At 74.2% G+C, this 18,381-nt stretch carries 17 protein-coding genes; 10 read left to right on the top strand and 7 right to left on the bottom strand.

Annotated elements, in window-relative coordinates:
* The 5 genes from VGL20_02235 to VGL20_02215 form a co-directional block, all read right to left on the bottom strand.
* Nucleotides 1-265, bottom strand: a 265-nt coding sequence (locus VGL20_02235; protein ID HEY2702485.1) for a glycosyltransferase, incomplete at its 3' end; no start/stop codon positions are given.
* A gap of 95 nt (nucleotides 266-360) precedes the next feature.
* Nucleotides 361-1,143, bottom strand: a complete 783-nt coding sequence (locus VGL20_02230) for an FAD:protein FMN transferase (protein HEY2702484.1) — start codon at nucleotides 1,141-1,143, stop codon at nucleotides 361-363.
* On the bottom strand, nucleotides 1,136-1,660 hold the full coding sequence (locus VGL20_02225; protein HEY2702483.1) for an FMN-binding protein: 525 nt from the start codon (nucleotides 1,658-1,660) through the stop codon (nucleotides 1,136-1,138). The genes VGL20_02230 and VGL20_02225 overlap by 8 nt, the downstream gene beginning before the upstream one ends.
* 13 nt (nucleotides 1,661-1,673) lie before the next feature.
* A complete protein-coding gene (locus tag VGL20_02220; protein HEY2702482.1) occupies nucleotides 1,674-2,351 on the bottom strand; it encodes an FMN-binding protein in 678 nt (225 codons plus the stop codon).
* An 11-nt stretch (nucleotides 2,352-2,362) separates the two neighbouring features.
* Nucleotides 2,363-3,667 carry a ferric reductase-like transmembrane domain-containing protein gene (locus tag VGL20_02215; protein ID HEY2702481.1) on the bottom strand — a complete coding sequence of 435 codons (1,305 nt, stop codon included), beginning with the start codon at nucleotides 3,665-3,667 and terminating at the stop codon, nucleotides 2,363-2,365.
* A 206-nt stretch (nucleotides 3,668-3,873) separates the two neighbouring features.
* Here VGL20_02215 and VGL20_02210 point away from each other — a divergent pair, with 206 nt between their 5' ends.
* The 4 genes from VGL20_02210 (at nucleotide 3,874) to VGL20_02195 (ending at nucleotide 8,122) form a co-directional block, all read left to right on the top strand.
* Complete coding sequence (locus VGL20_02210; protein ID HEY2702480.1) at nucleotides 3,874-5,688, top strand: pyruvate carboxylase subunit B; 1,815 nt, start codon at nucleotides 3,874-3,876, stop codon at nucleotides 5,686-5,688.
* Nucleotides 5,688-7,130 carry an acetyl-CoA carboxylase biotin carboxylase subunit gene (gene accC / locus VGL20_02205; GenBank protein HEY2702479.1) on the top strand — a complete coding sequence of 481 codons (1,443 nt, stop codon included), beginning with the start codon at nucleotides 5,688-5,690 and terminating at the stop codon, nucleotides 7,128-7,130. The genes VGL20_02210 and accC overlap by 1 nt, the downstream gene beginning before the upstream one ends.
* A 3-nt stretch (nucleotides 7,131-7,133) precedes the next feature.
* Nucleotides 7,134-7,784 (top strand): hypothetical protein, encoded by a 651-nt coding sequence (locus VGL20_02200; protein ID HEY2702478.1) that lies wholly within the window; start codon nucleotides 7,134-7,136, stop codon nucleotides 7,782-7,784.
* Nucleotides 7,785-7,900: 116 nt separating this feature from the next.
* A complete protein-coding gene (locus VGL20_02195; protein HEY2702477.1) occupies nucleotides 7,901-8,122 on the top strand; it encodes a DUF6458 family protein in 222 nt (73 codons plus the stop codon).
* A gap of 49 nt (nucleotides 8,123-8,171) precedes the next feature.
* On the opposite strand, the gene VGL20_02190 is transcribed toward VGL20_02195, so the two are convergent.
* Both VGL20_02190 and VGL20_02185 read right to left on the bottom strand, forming a co-directional pair.
* A complete protein-coding gene (locus VGL20_02190; protein ID HEY2702476.1) occupies nucleotides 8,172-10,592 on the bottom strand; it encodes an Ig-like domain-containing protein in 2,421 nt (806 codons plus the stop codon).
* Nucleotides 10,592-11,152 (bottom strand): sigma-70 family RNA polymerase sigma factor, encoded by a 561-nt coding sequence (locus VGL20_02185; protein ID HEY2702475.1) that lies wholly within the window; start codon nucleotides 11,150-11,152, stop codon nucleotides 10,592-10,594. The genes VGL20_02190 and VGL20_02185 overlap by 1 nt, the downstream gene beginning before the upstream one ends.
* Nucleotides 11,153-11,400: 248 nt before the next feature.
* On the opposite strand from VGL20_02185, the gene purB reads away from it, so the two are divergent.
* Genes purB through purF form a run of 6 tightly spaced genes read left to right on the top strand, consistent with a single transcriptional unit; the run spans nucleotide 11,401 to nucleotide 18,358 of the window.
* Entirely contained in the window at nucleotides 11,401-12,777 is a 1,377-nt protein-coding gene (purB, locus tag VGL20_02180) for an adenylosuccinate lyase (protein ID HEY2702474.1), read from the top strand.
* Entirely contained in the window at nucleotides 12,774-13,664 is an 891-nt protein-coding gene (locus VGL20_02175) for a phosphoribosylaminoimidazolesuccinocarboxamide synthase (GenBank protein ID HEY2702473.1), read from the top strand. The genes purB and VGL20_02175 overlap by 4 nt, the downstream gene beginning before the upstream one ends.
* Nucleotides 13,661-13,984 carry a phosphoribosylformylglycinamidine synthase subunit PurS gene (gene purS / locus VGL20_02170; protein HEY2702472.1) on the top strand — a complete coding sequence of 108 codons (324 nt, stop codon included), beginning with the start codon at nucleotides 13,661-13,663 and terminating at the stop codon, nucleotides 13,982-13,984. Before VGL20_02175 ends, purS begins: the two co-directional genes overlap by 4 nt.
* Nucleotides 13,985-13,986: 2 nt before the next feature.
* The gene (purQ, locus tag VGL20_02165) at nucleotides 13,987-14,694 is read left to right on the top strand and encodes a phosphoribosylformylglycinamidine synthase subunit PurQ (protein HEY2702471.1); all 708 of its coding nucleotides are present in this window, start codon (nucleotides 13,987-13,989) and stop codon (nucleotides 14,692-14,694) included.
* Nucleotides 14,691-16,910, top strand: a complete 2,220-nt coding sequence (gene purL, locus VGL20_02160) for a phosphoribosylformylglycinamidine synthase subunit PurL (protein ID HEY2702470.1) — start codon at nucleotides 14,691-14,693, stop codon at nucleotides 16,908-16,910. The genes purQ and purL overlap by 4 nt, the downstream gene beginning before the upstream one ends.
* Nucleotides 16,907-18,358: an amidophosphoribosyltransferase gene (gene purF, locus VGL20_02155; protein HEY2702469.1), complete on the top strand. Its 1,452-nt coding sequence runs from the start codon at nucleotides 16,907-16,909 to the stop codon at nucleotides 18,356-18,358. Before purL ends, purF begins: the two co-directional genes overlap by 4 nt.
* Nucleotides 18,359-18,381: the final 23 nt, after the last annotated feature.

Raw genomic sequence — 18,381 nt, 5'->3', positions numbered from 1 at the left:
GGATGACCCGGACCCGGGGGTCGCGGTCGTGCCAGGCCATCGCCATCGCGCCGGTGGCGTCGGGGCTGCCGTCGTCGACGAGGATGACCTCGGCCGACTGGGGCATGGTGTCGAGCACCCCGAGGAGCTCGGCGACGGCGTAATCGACGTTCTCCTCCTCCTTGTAGAGGGGGACGACCACGCTGAGGTCGACGCTGTGCAGCGCGATCGGTGCAGAGCCGTGCTCCGGGGTCTCGTCCCAGGCGCGGCTGGCGGAGAAATCCATCCCTTCCTTCCTTGCGGTCACGCCGCGACACCGTCCATCCCGAGTATGGCATCCCGCGCCGCCACACCCACGTAAGAGTCGAAGAAGAAACGCGGTCAGGTGCCCATGTCTTGCACCCGCAGGCTGCGGCAGCCCTCGGTCCACACGGCGCGGTGCTCGGCGGTCACCGCGAACGCCTCGTAGCCCGGGATCCCGGCGATCCAGGAGGCCCCGTCGCGGCCCATGACGAAGGCGGCGGTCGAGTAGGCGTCGGCGAGGGTGAGGCTGGGCCCGACCACGGTCAGGCTCAGCAGCCCGCACGCCGGCAGGCCGCTGCGGGGGTCGAGGATGTGGGCGCCGCGCTCGTAGGTGCCGCTGGTGGCGACGGCGAGGTCGCGCACCCCGAGGACGGCGGCGACCCGGTCGGCGATCTCCGGGTGGCGGATGCCGACCCGCCACCGACGTCCCGGCTCGGGCTCGCCGCGCGCCAGCACGTCGCCGCCCGCGTTGATGCAGAAGTTGCGCGCACCGGCGTCCTCGAGCAGGCGGGCGCCGCGCTCCACCGACCAGCCCTTCACCACCGCCGAGGGATCGAGCCCGCCGTCGGGACGCCACGCCGCGAAGAGGCCGCCGCTGCACCGGCGGACCTCCTCGCAGATCTCGAGCACCTCGCGGACGTCGGGGTGGGCGCTCCCGGGTGCGAGCTCGCCGCGGCCGATGCGGCTGATCTCGCTGCCGGCCCGGTAGGTGCTGAAGCGGGCGTCGACCTGGCGGAGCCAGCCGAAGAACCCGTCGAGGGCGGGCTCCGGCACTCCCGGGTCGCGGAGGTCGACCCCGACGGCGGTGCCCATCACCTGCTCGACGCGGACCCGGCGCGCCGTGGTGGGCGGCTCAGGCATGGGCCTGGTCGAGCGCCGCCTGGACCGACTGGGCGTAGGCGTCGCTGGTGTAGGTCGCCCCGGAGATGGTGTCGATCTGGGCGCTCTGCGCCGTCAGCACCTCGTCGTGGAGCATCGGCCCGGCGACCTGGCTGATGTACGCGGAGCGGGAGCGATCACTGGGCAGCTGCACCGCCTGGACGTCGGTGATGCGGCCCCCGGAGACGACCACCCGCACCTGGACGTCGCCGTATCGCATGCTCACGTCCTCGCCGGAGTAGCGCCCGTCCCTGAGGTGGCTGCCGCCGGCGGGCGACGGCGCCGGCGTGGCGGTGGAGGCCGCCGGCCCGGCCTGGTCGGTGGCGGTGCCCGCTCCGGCGGCGGCCGGCTGCGCCGCCGGGGTCGGGTCACCGGAGGGTGCGGCGGGGAGGCCGGCGACGCGGGTCGCGGTCGTGTCCGGCGTCCGGAAGCTGGCGAGAAGAGCGACCGCGGCGATGGTGCCGAGGACGGCGGTGGCGGCGCGTGCGGGGACGATCATGACGAGCTCCGGTTCAGGCCCGGGCCTGGTCGAGTGCGGCCTGCGCCGACTGCGCGTAGGCCTGGCTGGTGTAGGTCGCGCCCGAGACCGTGTCGATCCGCGCGCTCTGCGCCTGGAGCACCTCGCTGCGCAGCTGGGGCCCGGCAGAGCTGCTGATCTGCCCGGATCGGGCGTGGGTGGGCATCTGCACCGCCCGCACGTCGGTGATCCGGCCGCCGCTGATCACCAGCTGCACCTGGACGTCGCCGAAGCTGCGGAAGGCGTCGCCGGCGACCACGTCGCTGCCCGTCCAGGTGCCGTCGTGCAACCCGGAGGCGGCGACCGGGGTCGCGGTGGGCTGCGGTCGCGGCGTCGGCGGCGGCGCTGGCCGGGGGGTCGGGGGCGGAGCCGGGGTGGGGATGCGCGGAGTGGCCGCGGCGGCGGGCGCGGAGGCGGTGGGAGGCGGCGCGCTCGCCGGGGGCGCGACGGTGGGGGTTGCGGTCGCGGTGGGGACCGCGACCGACGGCGGTGGCGGCGGCGGCGTGCTCCCCTGCGCCGCCGGCGGGGCGGTGGAGGCCGGCGCGCTCAGCGTGCTCCGGGCCACACCCGCCGTCCGCGGCGTGGCCTGGTCGGGCGTCCGGAAGCTCGCCAGCAGCGCCACCGCGGCGGCGGTGGCCACGAGGGCGGAGAGGGCGCGCCTGGGGATGATCATCGACAGCTCGCTCAGAGCAGCGCGAAGCGCTCGTCGTGGATCTGCTCGTCGGAGACGCCGAGCTGGCCCAGGGCCTCGCGGACCCCGCGGATCATCCCGGCGGGCCCGCAGAGGAAGACGTCGCGCTCGCGCAGGTCGGGGACCAGCCGGCGCAGCGCGCCGACGCCGAGCGGGTCGTCGCCGAGCTCGGGGGTGCCCCGGCGGCCCACGAGGTAGTGGACGGTGCCGCGGCGGGCCCGCATCAGGTCGTCGATCTCGGCGCGGAAGAGGACGTCCTCCCAGCTGCTGGCGCGATAGAGCAGGGTGACCGCGCCCCGGCCGCCGAGCTCCTCGAGGAGGGCGCGCAGCGGGGTGATGCCGACGCCGCCGGCGATCAGCAGCACCCCCGGGCGCCGCCGCCGGTGCGCCGTGAGGATGCCGTAGGGTCCCTCGGCCATCACCCGCGTGCCCGGCGCCAGGCGCTGGACCTCGGCGCTTCCGTCGCCCACCGCCTTGACGGTGAGCCGCAGGAAGCGTGCGTTCGGCGCCGCCGAGAGCGAGAAGGGGTGCGCCTTCCACCAGCCGTCCCCGGCGAGGAAGCGCCAGCGGAAGAACTGGCCGGCGCGGGCCCGCAGCTGGTCGAGGTCGCGCCCGGTGACGTAGATCGACACCACGCCGCTGGCCTCCGGCACCACCCGGGCGATCCGCAGCCGGTGGCGCAGGGCGTGGCGGAGCGGGCGGCCGACCCGGAAGGCGAGCACGCAGCCGGCCACCACGAGGTACAGCCCGATCCAGTAGACGCGGGCCACCGGGTCGGTGGAGAGGTCGTTTCCCACCGCCAGCTCGTGGCCGAGGCTGAGGGCGATGGCGAGGTAGGCGTAGAGATGGACGAAGTGCCAGGTCTCGTAGCGCAGCCGCCGGCGGGCGATCCGGACCGAGGTGACCGCGACCATGAGCAGGCAGACGGTCCCGGCCGCCGCCATCAGCATCCAGGGGTAGGTGGTGAGCAGGGTCCAGGCCTCGGCGGCGACGCTGCTGCCGTCGCCGAGGGCGTAGCCGACCGTGGTCAGCACCACGTGGCCGCAGATCAGCAGGGTGCAGGAGAAGCCCAGCCACCGGTGCCAGTGGGCGACCCGGTCAGGGCCCGCCAGCTGCTCGACCACCGGGCTGCGCGACATCAGCAGGAGCTGGACGAGCGCGGCGTAGGTGCCCAGCAGCGCGGTGAGCTCCCCCGCCGCGGTGAGATCCGCCGAGGCGCTGGTCAGCGTGCTCAGGCCGCCGTGCCGGATCCACATGCCCACGATCAGCACCGCGTTGACGCCGAGCAGCGCGAGCACCTCGCGCCGGTGGGTGCGCCACTCGCGCGCTGGGCGCAGCCGCGAGCCCGGGGGCGTGGTGGGGAGGTCGAGAGTGCTCAGAGGGGGGTCTCCTGGGGTGATCCGCCGCTTCGCACCGTATCGCTCGAACCTTTCAGGAGGCTGACGATTCGGGGGAGGCGGCTCAGGGCGTCTGCACCGGCCGCCTCTCTACAATGACGCCGCTCATGGCCAGTCTCGAACTGGTGGAGACGGCGCTCCGTCATGGTCAGCAGAGCCTTCTGCTCAGCCGTCTTCGCCTGCGTCACATCATCCCTGTTGCCGCGCTCCTCGATCGGTGCGGCTTCGCCAGCCTGGACGTCTTCGGCGGCGCCACGTTCGAGGCCTGCATCCGCTTCCTGGGCGAGGACCCGTTCGAGCGTCTGCGCGCCCTGAAGGAGGCCGCCCCGTCGACGCCGCTGCTCGCGCTGGTGCGCGGCCAGGCGCTGGTGGGCCATCGCCAGATGGCCGACGACGTCGTCGACGCCTTCGTCCGGGTGAGCGCCGAGGCCGGCATCGACATCTTCCGCTGCTACGACTCGCTCAACGACGTCCGCAACCTCGAGCGCATCGTCACCGCGGTGCACGCCGCCCGCAGGCATGCCGAGGGGGCGCTCGTGTACACCGAGTCGCCGGTCCACGACGTCGACCGCTTCATCGCCCTGGGGGCGCGGCTCCGCGACCTCGGCTACGACGCCCTCTGCATCTACGATCCCGCCGGCCTGCTCGGCGCGGGCACCGCGACCGCATTGGTGCGGGGGCTGATCGCGGAGACCGGCCTCCCCGTCAACGTGCACTCCGCGGCGCTCACCGGCCAGGCGGGGCTCACCTACCTCGCCGCCGCCGAGGCGGGGGCCTCCTCGCTCGATGTCGCCCTCTCGCCGCTCGCCGACGGTTCCTCGCTGCCGGCCACCGAGGGAGTGATCCACGCGCTCGTCGGCACCGCCCAGGAGACCGCCTGCGACCTCGACACCGTCGCCGCCGCCACCGGGATGCTCGAGGAGTCGATGGGCCTCTACCGGGCCCTCGCCGACCCCGCCGCGTGGCGGCTGGACACCTCGGTGCTGCGCACCCAGCTGCCCCCGGCGGCGGTCGACCACCTCCATGCCGAGCTGCGCGACCGCGACGCGATGGGGCGGCTCGCCGAGGTGCAGCTGGAGATCCCCCGGGTGCGCGCCGAGCTCGGTCACCCACCGCTGATCACCCCGATCGCCCAGATCGTCGCCACCCAGGCGGTCTACAACGTCTGCGACGGCGAGCGCTACGCCACCATCAGCCAGGAGGTCAAGGACTACTGCCTCGGCCTCTACGGCGAGCCTCCGGGCCCGGTCGATCCCGGGGTGCGGCGGGTGGTGAACGGCCGCGAGGAGCCGATCACCTGCCGGCCGGCCGACCTGCTCGAGCCCCAGCTGCCGCTGCTGCGCCACGAGACCGAGCGCGACGGGATCCCCATCCGCGACGACGGCGACCTGGTCGCCTACGCCCTCTTCCCCGCGGAGACCGCGGCGCTGCTCCGCGGCGAGGCGGTGGCCGAGCTGCTCGGCGACGAGCCCGAGCCCGAGCCCGAGAACGCCGGTCCGGGCGCGGCGAACCCCGCCGAGGAGGCCTCGTCGGTGGCCGCGCCCGCGCCCCCGCCGGCGCCGCCCGACGAGGTCCGGCAGCTCACCGTCGAGGTCGACGGCGAGCAGTACACGGTGAGGGTCACCGCCCCGGCGGGCACCTTCGGCGGCGGCGGCGGGGGCGCGGCCGTCGACGGCGTCGCCGCGGGCGCCGGCCGCCCCGTGATCCGTGAGGGGACGGTGCTGGCGCCGATGCAGGGCCTGATCCTGCGCGTCCCCGTCGCCGTCGGCGACACCGTGGCCCTCGGTGACGTGGTCGCCGTGCTCGAGGCGATGAAGATGCAGAACGACGTCACCGCCACCCGTGCCGGCGTGGTCCGCGAGGTCTACGTCACCGAGGGCACGGTGGTCTCGCCCCAGGATCCCATCGTCCACGTCGAGTGATGTTCGACACCGTCCTCGTCGCCAACCGCGGCGAGATCGCGCTGCGGGTGATCCGCGCCTGCCGCGACCTCGGGGTGCGCAGCGTCGCGGTGCACAGCGAGGCCGACGCCGGCGCCGCGTTCGCGCGGCTCGCCGACGAGGCGGTCGAGATCGGCCCGGCCGCGCCGTCGCAGTCGTACCTGCGCATCGACCGGATCATCGAGGCGGCGCAGCGCACCGGCGCCCAGGCGATCCACCCCGGCTACGGCTTCCTCAGCGAGAACCAGGCCTTCGCGCGGGCCTGCGCCGCGGCCGGCATCGCCTTCGTGGGGCCGCCGCCCGAGGCGATGGCGGCGATGGGCGAGAAGGTGCCCGCCCGCGAGCGCATGGAGGCCGCCGGGGTGCCGGTGGTGCCCGGCTCGGGGGCGCTGGGGGACGTCGAGGAGGCGCTCGCGGCGGCCGGCCGGGTCGGCTACCCGGTGCTGATCAAGGCGAGCGCCGGCGGCGGTGGCATCGGCATGCGCGTGGCCCGTGACGAGCCCGAGCTGCGCGCCGGGCTGGAGGCGGCGAGGAGCACCGCCGAGCGCGCCTTCGGCGACGCCACCGTCTTCCTCGAGCGCTACGTCGAGGAGCCGCGTCACATCGAGATCCAGGTCCTCGCCGACGCCCACGGGAACACCGTCCACCTCGGCGAGCGGGAGTGCAGCATCCAGCGCCGCCACCAGAAGGTGCTCGAGGAGTCGCCCTCGCCGGTCATCGACCCCGAGCAGCGCGCCCGGATGGGCGAGGCCGCGGTCACCGCCGCCCGCGCCGTCGGCTACGTGAACGCCGGCACCGTGGAGTTCATCTACAGCCGGGGCGAGTTCTTCTTCCTCGAGATGAACACCCGCCTGCAGGTCGAGCACCCGGTGACCGAGGAGGTCCAGGGTGTCGACCTGGTGGTCGAGCAGCTGCGCATCGCCGCCGGCGAGCGGCTGGAGCTCCGCCAGGAGGACGTGGCGCCCCGGGGCTGGTCGATCGAGTGCCGGGTGAACGCGGAGGATCCGCTCCGGGACTTCATGCCCACCCCCGGCCGGGTCACCGTCTACCGCGAACCCAGCGGCCCCGGGGTGCGGGTGGACAGCTCCCTGGTGGTCGCCTCCACCGTCTCCCCCCACTACGACCCGATGATCGCCAAGCTGATCGTCTGGGGGCCGACCCGCGGCGCGGCGGTCGCCCGGATGCGCCGGGCGCTGCGCGAGTACGTGATCGGGGGCATCACCACCAACATCCCCTTCCACCTCGCCCTCCTCGACGAGCCCGACTTCGTCGCCGGCAGGCTCTCCACCCACTTCATCCCCGAGCACCCCCACCTCCTCGACCGCACCGCCGAGTGGGTGGAGCGCAAGCGCACCCTCGACGCCGCGCTCCGCGATGGGGCCCGGATCGCGGCCATCGGCGCGGCGATCGCGGTCACCATGTAGCCGGTGGGCTGGGGCCCGGTCGGCGCGGTCACCGTGCTCCGTCCCTGGGCGGAGCGGCTCGTCGAGGTGCTGCGACCGCGGCCGGGCGAGTGCATCGTCGACGCCTCCGCCGACGGGGGGCTGCTCCGCCGGCGCCTGGCCCGAGCGGTGGACCCCGGCGGGACGGTCATCCCACATCCGGAGACGAGTCGCCGGCTCGTCCCCGGCCCCTCCGCCGACGCCGCGGCATCGCTGCTCAGCCTCCAGCTCTGCGTCGATCCGGCCGGGCGTCTCGCCGAGCTGGTCGAGGCCGTCGAGCCGCGCCGCGGACGGGTGGTGGTGCTGGTCCAGGTCGCCGAGGGATCACCCCACGAGACCGCCGTCGTCGAGGTGCTGGGCGGCGCGGCACCGGCGGGGACGCTCACGGCGGCCGAGGTCGACGCCCTGGCCCGGGCCGGCCCCCTCCGCGCCGAGCGGCTCCGCGACGTGGTGCGCTTCGACGGAGTCGACCAGCTCTGGACCGCCCTGGTGACCGAGCGTGGCAGCCATGCCCGGCTGGACCCGTCCCGCCGCAGCGTCCTCGAGGCCGCGCTGGCCCGCTGGACCGCGGCCGACGGCACCCTGCGGATCGCCGTCGAGGCGGCGTGCCTCGTAACGGAATACCACCTTACTTGACAGTATGTGTATACCCTTATAAGATACCGATGCCCGAGAAAGGGCATCGGTGAGGGGGACGGGGCCGTCGGCGGCCCGCAGATCTCGAATCCTGATTCACACCTGGAGGTACGTTCATGGGTCTCGGAGTCGGCATCGTTCTGGTCGCCATCGGGGCGATCCTGGCCTTCGCAGTCGGCAACGTGAACACGGCGGGGACGGTCGACCTCCACTCCGTGGGGTACATCCTGCTCATCGTCGGCGTGATCGCCGTCGTGCTCTCGATGGTGTTCTGGTCGTCGTGGGGCGGCTCGGGCGTCAGCGGCCGGCGGCGCACCACCACCATCGACGAGGGCTGAGAGCCCGGGCTCGCGGGGGGGTCGTGCGAGCGACCCTCCCTGCCTGCCCCTACTGCGCCGGGGAGATCGAGGTGGTGAACGCCTGCGCCAGACCCTGGCCGTTGACGTCGCGCAGGCCGATGCCGACGGTCAGGTCCAGCGGCTGGCGGAGGCGGAGGAAGGTGACGTTCACGGTCCGCGAGGCGGCGTCGTACGTGACCGTCTGCAGCGCGACGGCGGAGGCGGCGCCGCCCAGGCTGATCACCGACTGGGTCACCGAGCTGGGGTCGAGGTCGCTGTCGAAGGTGATGTGCACGGTGGTGAGGCGAAGGATCCGGCTGGTGTCGACGTGCACCACCTGGGGGCCGCTGGGCTCGTCGTGGAGCGGCCGGGTGATGTCGGACTGGCTCACCACGTAGGCCGCACCGGCGGGGCGCAGGACCACGTTCTGATCGGTGAAGGCGGCGGTGGGATGGTCGTTGGTGGGATCGCGGAGCAGCCGGATCTGGGCGGTCACCGAGTCGGATCCGGAGACCGGCGTCGCGGAGATGACGTAGCCGCGGCTGAGCCCGCCGGGCAGCTGGCCGAGCAGGTCGGTCTCGACCGCCGGCGCCACCAGCCCGTCGAGCGCGGGCCGGTCGCCGGCCACCTCGGCCTTCACCAGGCCGTCGATCGCCGTCGCCGCCTTGAGCGGCACCGCGGTGCCCGCACTCGGCGCGCCGGGGACGCTGGCGAGGCTGGCGACCTCGGCGAGGACCTGTGACCCGCTGTGCTGGAGGTACGCCAGCGCGGTGCCGTTGGGGGAGAACGTCAGTCCGGAGGGCTGGCTGGCCGTCGCGGTGGCCAGCAGGCCGCCGTCGCTCACCCGGACCAGCCGCAGGTCGCCGCTGCCGTCGCCGTGCCGGACCGCGTAGGCGAGCCGCGCGCCGGTGCGATCGAGCGCGGGACCAACCAGGCTGTCGCCGGCGGCCGGCGGGGGCAGGGATACGTGGATCGCCGGGCTGCCGTCGAGCGGCTGCACGGTGATCGCCGGCTGGGCGCCGGAGCGGTCGATGATCCAGGCCACCCGCAGGCCGTCGGCGCTGAAGGCGGGCAGGTCGGCGGCGGCGAGGCCGATGAGCTGCAGCGGCGCGGCGGTGGTGGTGGCGTCGAGGTCGACGACGTGTCCCGGACCGGAGGTGGCGTAGGGGATGGCCTGGGTGTCGGCGGCGCCGGCGGGCGCCGGCGGGGGCAGAGCACCGCCGGGGATGCCGATGCCGGGGAACAGCGGGTTGGGTGCCACCGGCGGCGAGGTCGAACCCTGCGGGGGGGCCCCGGTGGCGGACCCGGTCACGGGCCCGACGTACAGGTGGTGGCCGTCGGGCGCGAGCAGCGCCGGCTGGCTGGGGTCGAGGCGGACGCCGGCGATCGGGCGCTGGTGGTGCTCCAGGTCGACCTGGGTCAGCTGACCCCCGCTGACGAAGAGGACCACCGGGTGGGTGACGTCGCCACCCCAGGCCAGCGGCGAGCCGGCGTCGGCGACGCTGCTGAGGACCGAGCGGTGGCTGCCGTCGGTGTCCGACACCGTGACCACCGCGTGCACCCCGTCGCCCGACGGGGTGAGCGTCGCCAGGGAGTGGCCCGCCGGGCTGAGCGCCACCGCGGTGACGGGGTCGCCGAGGCGCACCGGGCCGTCGCCGCCGTAGCGGACCAGCGCGGGCGCGGGCGCCGGGGTCGCGGCCACGGCGGCGGCGGCGGCGGCGGCGGCGGCGGGCACCAGGCCGGCGGTGGCGAGCAGCGAGCCGTCGCCGCTGAAGCCGAGGAGGCTGCCGTCGGCGACCGCGCCGGCCTCGTGCGCGGCGAGCGCGACCGGCCCCGCGGGCTTGCCGGTGGGGTTGGTCGGGATCACCGGGCTGGTGCCGAAGGTGATGTGGATGTCGGCGGTGGCGATGTCGCCCTTGACGTCCCGGGCCGCGCCCTTGGGGATCGTGACCACGTACCCCGAGTTGGGCTGCAGCTTGTGCTTGGGGGTGATGATCAGCTCGTTGTGGTGCCAGGTCGGCGGGTAGTAGTCGACCGCGGGCTGGATCTTCAGCCCCCGCTCCACCGCCCCGCGGTCCATGTCGTGGTTGAACGAGATGGTGATGACGTTGTCGGGGTTGATCGAGTACTGCCCGTTGATCGCCGACCTCACGTCCACGGTGAGGTGGTCGCTGTGGGGGGCGTAGTAGGCGAGCGCGGCGGCCGCGATCATCGCCCCGCCCATCCCCGCCGCACCGTAGGCGAACAGGCTCGACCGGGGGCGGAGCAGCCGGGCCAGGCCGCGGGGTCGCAGCTGGGTCTCGGCCGCGGTCATCAGCTGGGCGCGGAGCCGCCGCTGGAAGTCGGGGTCGACCCGCGGCTCGGGCCGGGCGGCGCGCAGGCGCCTGCTCAGCTCGAGCATCTCGAGATCGCCGCCGGCCAGCTCCTCGAGCTCGGCGTCGGGGCCGTCGTTCCAGCGCCTGAGGTCCATCAGACCCGCTCCGCCTGAGGGACGACGCCGAGGCGGTGGCGCACCCCGATCATGCCCCGGTGGATGAGCAGCTTCACCGCACCCTCGCTCTTGCCCATGATGTCGCCGATCTGGGCGAGCTTGAGGTCCTCACCGAGCTTGAGGGTGAGCGCGGTGCGCTGGTGGGTGGGCAGCGAGTCGATCGCGGCCCACACCCGGGCGGCCTCGTCCCGCTCGGAGATCGCCTCCTCGACCGATCGCTCGGTGGAGGCGACACCGATCACCGAGTCCAGGTCGGACTCGGGTCGCTTGGCGCGGTAGTGGTCTGCGATTGCGTTCACTGAGATCTGGTAGAGCCAGGCGCTGAAGGGGTGGCCGCTGGGCTTGTACCGGCCGATGGCGCGGAGGGCCTTGAAGAACACCTCGGCGGTGATGTCCTCGGCGGCCTCCTGGTTGCGGATTCGGCTGTAGACAAAGCGGTATATCTGCCCGAAATAGTGGTCGTACAGCTCACCGAAGGCCGCCGGGTCCTCCTTGGCGCGCTCGACGAGACCGTCCTCATACGCTCTCGGCAGTGTCATCGGACTGCGGCCGTGCGTACGTACATGAACAACGGGAGGCGTGGCTCCGGGGTTACGGCGAGCACGTCATCTCGGTGGGCGGGACGGCGCCTCCGGCGGGGGTCCGCCGGGGCTGAGAAGGACCGCCGACAGTATATGGGCCGCGCGCCGCCGCCACCCCCACCTGACCGGTCGGACGGAGCCGGCGGTCGAGCCCCGGCCCCGACCCCGCCCGGGCCTCGGGGCGCCCCCCGGTACAATCGGGTCACGTGATCCCCCGCTACACCCCGCCACGTATCGCCGAGATCTTCGGCGAGGAGTCCCGGCTGCGGCGGTGGCTGGAGGTGGAGCTGCTCGCCGCCGAGGGGTGGGAGCAGGCGGGGCGGATCCCGGCCGGCACCGCCGGCGCGCTCCGGGCCACCGCCCGCGTCGACCTCGCCCGGGTCGCCGAGCTCGAGGCCGAGCAGGGCCACGACCTCGCCGCCTTCGTCAGCGCCGTGCAGGAGACCACCGGCGACGCCGGCCGCTTCCTCCACCTCGGGCTGACCAGCTCGGACGTGGTCGACACCGCCCTGGCCACCCAGCTCCGCGACGCCGCCGCGGTGGTCGACGAGGACGCCGCCAGGCTCGAGGAGGCGCTCGCCGCCCTCGCCGTCGCCCACCGTCTCACCCTGATGCCGGGGCGCACCCACGGCGTCCACGCCGAGCCGCTGAGCCTCGGGGTCAAGCTCGCCAACCACTGGGACGAGGTGCGCCGCGGCCGCCTCCGCCTCCAGGCCGCCGCCGCGGAGGTGGCGGTGGGGAACATCAGCGGCGCGGTGGGCACCCACAACTCGGTCACCCCGGAGGTCGAGGAGCACGTCTGCCGCCGCCTCGGCCTCGGCGTCGCCGCCGCCTGCACCCAGGTGGTGGCCCGCGACCGCCATGCCGCCCTGGTGTCGGCGATGGCCATCCTCGGAGCGGTGATCGAGCGACTCGCCACCGCCGTCCGGCTGCTCCAGCAGACCGAGGTCGGCGAGGCCGAGGAGCCGTTCGCCCAGCGTCAGAAGGGCTCGTCGGCGATGCCCCACAAGCGCAACCCGGTGCTCAGCGAACGCCTCTGCGGGATGGCCCGGCTGCTCCGCGGCCACGCCCTCGTCGCCCTCGAGGACGTGGCCCTCTGGCACGAGCGCGACATCTCCCACTCGGCCGCCGAGCGGGTGGTGCTCCCCGACGCCTTCGCGGTGCTGGACTACATGCTCCAGCTCGCCACCCGGGTGGTCGCCGGCCTGCGGGTCGACGCCCGGCGGATGGCCGAGAACATGGACTGGGGCGGCGGGCTGGTCTTCACCCAGCGGCTGATGACCGCGCTGATCGACGGCGCCGGCTGGCCCCGGGAGCGCGCCTACCGCGCCGTCCAGGCGCTGGCGCTGCGCGCCCGCGAGGGCGAGGCGCCCTTCCGCGACCTGGTGCGCGGATCCGAGGAGGTGGGTGCCGTGCTCGACGACGCGCGGCTCGACGACGTGTTCGACTCCGCCGCGTACACGCGGTACATCGACGACACCTACCGGCGGCTCGGGCTGCCGGTCGAGGCACCCGGCGACACCACCGCGGCCACCCGGCCGGAGCTGGCGGTCGAGGCGGGCATTGGGGGGGGAAGGCTGTGACCCGTGGCGACGTGCTCTCCACCGCGACCGGCGAGGGGCTCGCCGTCTTCCGCCGGGGCAAGGTGCGCGACACCTTCGACCTCGGCGACGGCACCCTGCTGATGGTCGCCACCGACCGGCTCAGCGCCTTCGACGTGGTGCTGCCCACCGCCATCCCCGACAAGGGACGGGTGCTCACCCAGATGTCGCGCTGGTGGTTCGCGCAGACCGGCGACATCGTCCCCAACCACCTCCGCGACGACGATCCCGCGTCGCTGCCCGCCGAGGTTCCCTGGGACAGCTGGCGGGAGCGCTCGATGCGCACCGTCCGGGCCGAGCGCATCGACATCGAGTGCGTGGTGCGCGGCTACCTCGCCGGCTCCGGATGGAAGGAGTACCGCACCGAGGGCACCCTCGCCGGCGAGCCGCTCCCGCCCGGGCTCGGCGAGTCGGCGCGGCTGCCCCGGCCCCGCTTCACCCCCGCGGCGAAGAACGACGAGGGGCACGACGAGAACATCTCCCGGGCCCAGCTCGCCGAGGCCGTCGGCCCCGAGCTGGCGGAGCGGCTGGAGCGGGTCTCGCTTGCGCTCTTCGACCGGGCCACGGAGGTGTGCGCGCGGGCGGGGATGCTGCTCGCCGACACCAAGTTCGAGTTCGGCTTCGTCGACGGCGAGCTGACCCTCATCGATGAGCTCTTCACCCCGGACTCCTCGCGCTTCTGGGAGGCCGCGACCTGGCGCGAGGGCGAGCCCCAGCCCGCCTTCGACAAGCAGTTCGTGCGCGACCACCTCGAGACCCTGGACTGGGACAAGCGCCCCCCCGGCCCGGGGCTGCCCGCCGAGGTGGTGCGGGTCACCCGCGAGAAGTACCTCGAGGCGGCGCGGCGGATCTGCGGGCTGGAGCTGTGAGCACCTTCGCGGCCGAGGTGGTGGTCACCCTCCGTCCGGTGATCAACGACCCCCAGGGGCTGAGCGTGCGCGCCGGGCTGCGCCGGCTCGGCTTCGACGGCGTCGTCTCGGCGCGGGTGGGCAAGTTCATCGAGCTGCTGGTCGAGGCCGACGACGAGGAGGCTGCGCGCGCCGCCGTCTCCGGGATGTCGGAGCGGCTGCTCTGCAACATGGTGATCGAGGACTGGCGGATCGAGTCGCTGGGCGCGCTCGACCGGGCGCTGCCGCGCCCACCTGCGGGGGGCCTCCCCCCCGCCGCCCCCCTGGAGACCGCGCCCTGAGCATGCGCTTCGGCATCGCCGTCTTCCCGGGGACCTGGTCGGAGCGCGACTGCGCCCACGCGGTCTCCCTCGACGGCCACGAGGCGGTGATGCTCTGGCATCAGGAGGCCGATCTCCGCGGCGCCGACTGCGTCATCCTCCCCGGCGGCTTCTCCTACGGCGACCACCTGCGCTGCGGCGCCATCGCCCGGTTCTCGCCGCTGATGGACGCGGTCGCCGACCTCGCCGCCGGCGGCGGGCTGGTGTGGGGGATCTGCAACGGCTTCCAGATCCTCTGCGAGGCCCACCTGCTCCCCGGCGCCCTGCTGCGCAACGCCTCGCTCGAGTTCCGCTGCGAGCCCTCCTGGCTGCGGGTCGAGACCGAGGCGTCGCCCTTCACCGCCGGCTGCCGCCGCGGCGACGTCCTCCGGATCCCCGTCTCCCACGGCGAGGGCCGCTACGTCGCCGACCCCGAGACCCTGATCCGCCTCGAGGAGGACGACCGGGTCGCGCTCCGCTACGTGCGCCGCGACGGCGGCCCGGTGGGCGAGGCGTCGCCCAACGGCTCGATGCGCGACATCGCCGGCATCCTCAATCCCGGGCGCAACGTGCTCGGGATGATGCCCCATCCCGAGCGCGCCTGCGAGGAGCTGATCGGCGGCGCCGACGGGATGGCGCTGATCCGCTCGGTGGCCGCCTCGCTGGCCCGCGAGGGGGCGTTCGCGGGGTGACCGGCACCGGCGTGGAGGTCCCGCCCGCCGCGCTGCTCGCCGAGGTGGCGCTCACCGAGGCGGAGTACCGGCTCGCGGTCACCGCCCTCGGCCGCGTCCCCAACCCGCTCGAGCTCGGCATCATCGGCGCCCTCTGGAGCGAGCACTGCGGCTACAAGACCAGCCGCCCGCTGCTCTCCCGGCTGCCGACCACCGGTCCCAACGTGCTCCAGGGGCCCGGCGAGAACGCCGGCGCCGTCGACATCGGCGAGGGGCTCGCCATCGTCTTCAAGATCGAGTCCCACAACCACCCCAGCGCGATCGAGCCCTACCAGGGCGCGGCCACCGGGGTCGGCGGCATCCTCCGGGACATCTTCACCATGGGCGCGCGGCCGGTGGCGCTGCTCGACTCGCTGCGCTTCGGCCCCCTCGACGAGCCCCACCAGCGCCACCTCCTCGAGGGGGTTGTGGCGGGGATCGGCGGATACGGCAACTGCATGGGCGTGCCCACGGTGGGCGGCGAGGTGTACTTCGACGAGTCCTACCGGCACAACTGCCTGGTCAATGCGATGTGCGTCGGCGTCGTCGAGCACGACCGGCTGGTGCGCGCCGCCGCCGCCGGGCCGGGCAACCCGGTGCTGCTGGTCGGCGCCGACACCGACCGCGACGGCATCCATGGCGCCACCTTCGCCTCCGTCCAGCTCGACGAGAGCAGCGAGCAGCGCCGCCCCGCGGTCCAGGTGGGCAACCCGTTCCTCGAGAAGTGCCTGATGGAGGCCTGCCTCGAGCTGGTCGGCGACCCCCGGGTGGTGGCGGTGCAGGACCTCGGCGCCGCCGGCCTCACCAGCAGCGCCGCCGAGCTCGCCTGGAGGGGCGGCTGCGGCATCGACCTCGACGTCGCCCGGGTGGCCCGGCGCGAGCGGGGGATGACCGCCTACGAGGTGATGCTCAGCGAGTCCCAGGAGCGGATGCTCATCGTCGTCCACCGCGGTGAGGAGGAGGCGGTGCGCGCCGCCTTCGCCCGCTGGGAGCTGCGCAGCGACGTCATCGGGACGATCACCGACGACGGCCGGATGCGGATCCGGGACGGCGGCGAGACCGTCGCCGACCTGCCCCTGCGGATGATCGTCGACGAGGTGCCGCTGCGGCACCCGGAGGCCCGCCGCCCCGCCGGCGTCGACGCCCTGATCGCCCGCGACCCCCTCCCCGGGGGGCCGCCCTGGTCCCACGGCGAGGCGCTGCTGCGGCTGCTCGGCAGCCCCAACCTGGGCAGCCGGCGGCCGATCTTCCGCCGCTACGACCACCAGGTCGGCGACGACACCGTGGTGGCGCCGGGGGGCGACGCGGCGGTGCTGCGGATCCGGGGCACCTCCCTGGGCCTGGCCCTGACCACCGACGGCAACGCCCGCCACGGCGTCCTCGACCCCCGTCGCGGCGCCGCCATCGCGGTGTGCGAGGCGGCGCGCAACCTGGTGGCCACCGGCGCCGAGCCGCTGGCGGTGACCAACTGCCTGAACTTCGGCAACCCCGAGAAGCCGGAGATCTTCTGGCAGCTTGCCGAGGCCGTCCAGGGCATCGCCGAGGCCTGCGAGGCACTCGGGGTGCCGGTGGTCAGCGGCAACGTCTCCCTCTACAACGACACCAGCGGGGTGTCGATCGACCCCACTCCGGTGATCGGGATGATCGGCCGCCTCGCCGACGTCACCGGGCGCCTCACCCCGGGGTTCGCCGCCGAGGGCGACGAGATCAGCCTGGTCGGGCCGCTGGCCGCGACCCTGGGCGGCAGCGAGTACCAGCGGCTGGCCACCGGCGAGCTGGCCGGGCCTCCTCCCGAGCTCGACCTCGACCTCGAGCGCCGGGTGCAGGCAGCCGTCCTCGAGGCCGCCGCCGCGGGACTGCTCGCCTCCGCCCACGACTGCGGCGACGGCGGCCTCGCCATCGCCCTCGCGGAGTGCTGCCTGGCCGGAGGTCTGGGGGCCCGATGCACCCTCGAGGAGGCCGCCGGCGGCGCGGGTTTGGGCTCCGGAGGCGCGGCTATACTCTTCGGCGAGGGCCAGTCGCGGTTCCTCGTCAGTCACTCCACGGAGGTCGCGGTGCAAGTCCGCGCACTCATGGATCGACATCGGGTCCCGCTGCGGCGGCTGGGGGAGGTCGGAGGGGGCCGGATCCGCATCGAACCGGTTCTCGACGTGCCCCTCGGCGAGGCGGGCGCCGCCCACGAGGAGGCGCTGCTGTGATCGACCTCGGTGACGAGCCCCTCGACCGCCTCCACGAGGAGTGCGGCGTCTTCGGGGTCTACGGCCCCGGGGAGGATGTCGCCAACCTCACCTACTTCGGGCTGTACGCGCTCCAGCACCGGGGCCAGGAGTCCGCGGGCATCGCCGTCTCCGACGGCGAACGCATCCGCATCCACAAGGAGATGGGTCTGGTCGCACAGGTCTTCGACCAGGAGAACCTGCTCGACCTCTCCGGCTACGTCTCCCTGGGGCACACCCGCTACAGCACCACCGGCAGCACCCGGCTGCCCAACGCCCAGCCGATGCGCTTCGACCACGGCCAGCTGGGGCCCATCGCCTTCGGCCACAACGGCAACCTGGTCAACACCGCGGAGCTGCGCAACGACCTCGTCGAGCAGGGCGCGGCCTTCCAGACCACCAGCGACAGCGAGGTGATCGGGGCGCTGCTCAGCCGCACCCCCGGCGACAGCCTCGAGGTGGTGCTGCGGCGCTCGCTCTCGCGCCTCGAGGGGGCCTACTCGCTCCTCTTCATCACCCGCGACAGCCTGGTCGCCGCCCGCGACCCGCTGGGCATCCGCCCGCTCTGCCTCGGCCGCCTCCCCGGCGCCGATGGCGAGAGCACCGCGGGCCACGTGGTCGCCAGCGAGACCTGCGCCCTCGACGTCGTCGGCGCCGAGTTCATCCGCGAGATCGAGCCCGGCGAGATCCTCACCATCGACGGCGACGGGATGCGCAGCGCCCGCATCCCCAAGTCGGTGCGCGGGCCGGCGATGTGCTCGTTCGAGTTCATCTACTTCGCCCGCCCCGACAGCGTCATGCAGGGCCGGTCGCTCTACGAGGCCCGGGTCAACATGGGCCGCGAGCTGGCCCGCGAGGCGCCGGTCGAGGCCGACATCGTGATGGCCCTGCCCGACTCCGGCACCCCCCACGCGGTCGGCTTCGCCGAGGCGTCGCAGATCCCCTTCGTCGAGGGCGTGATCAAGTCGCGGTACATCACCCGCACCTTCATCCAGCCCAACCAGCGGCTGCGCGAGGCCGGCATCCGGCTCAAGTTCAACCCGATGCGGCACGTCCTCGAGGGCAAGCGGGTGGTGCTGGTCGACGACTCCATCGTCCGCGGCACCACCTCGCGGCGGATCGTCGAGGAGCTGCGCCGCGCCGGTGCCCTCGAGGTGCACATGCGGGTGGCCTCCCCGCCGATCGTGTGGCCGTGCTTCATGGGCATCGACATCGCCTCGCGCGGCGAGCTGATCGCCGCCCACCGGGACGAGAACGAGGTCTGCGAGGTGATCGGCGCCGACACCCTGCGCTACCTCAGCATCGCCGGGCTCAAGCGGGCGGTCGGGGAGCAGTCCGGAAAGGGCTTCTGCTTCGCCTGCTTCGACGGCGCGTATCCCCTCCAGGTGCCCCAGCAGCTGGTGATGGACAAGCTCGCGCTGGAGAGCTGACCTCGGCATGTGCGGACCCGCCT

Source organism: Candidatus Dormiibacterota bacterium (assembly GCA_036495095.1).
Taxonomy (GTDB): Bacteria; Chloroflexota; Dormibacteria; order Aeolococcales; family Aeolococcaceae; genus CF-96.
This window is presented reverse-complemented; position numbering and strand designations above follow the sequence as displayed.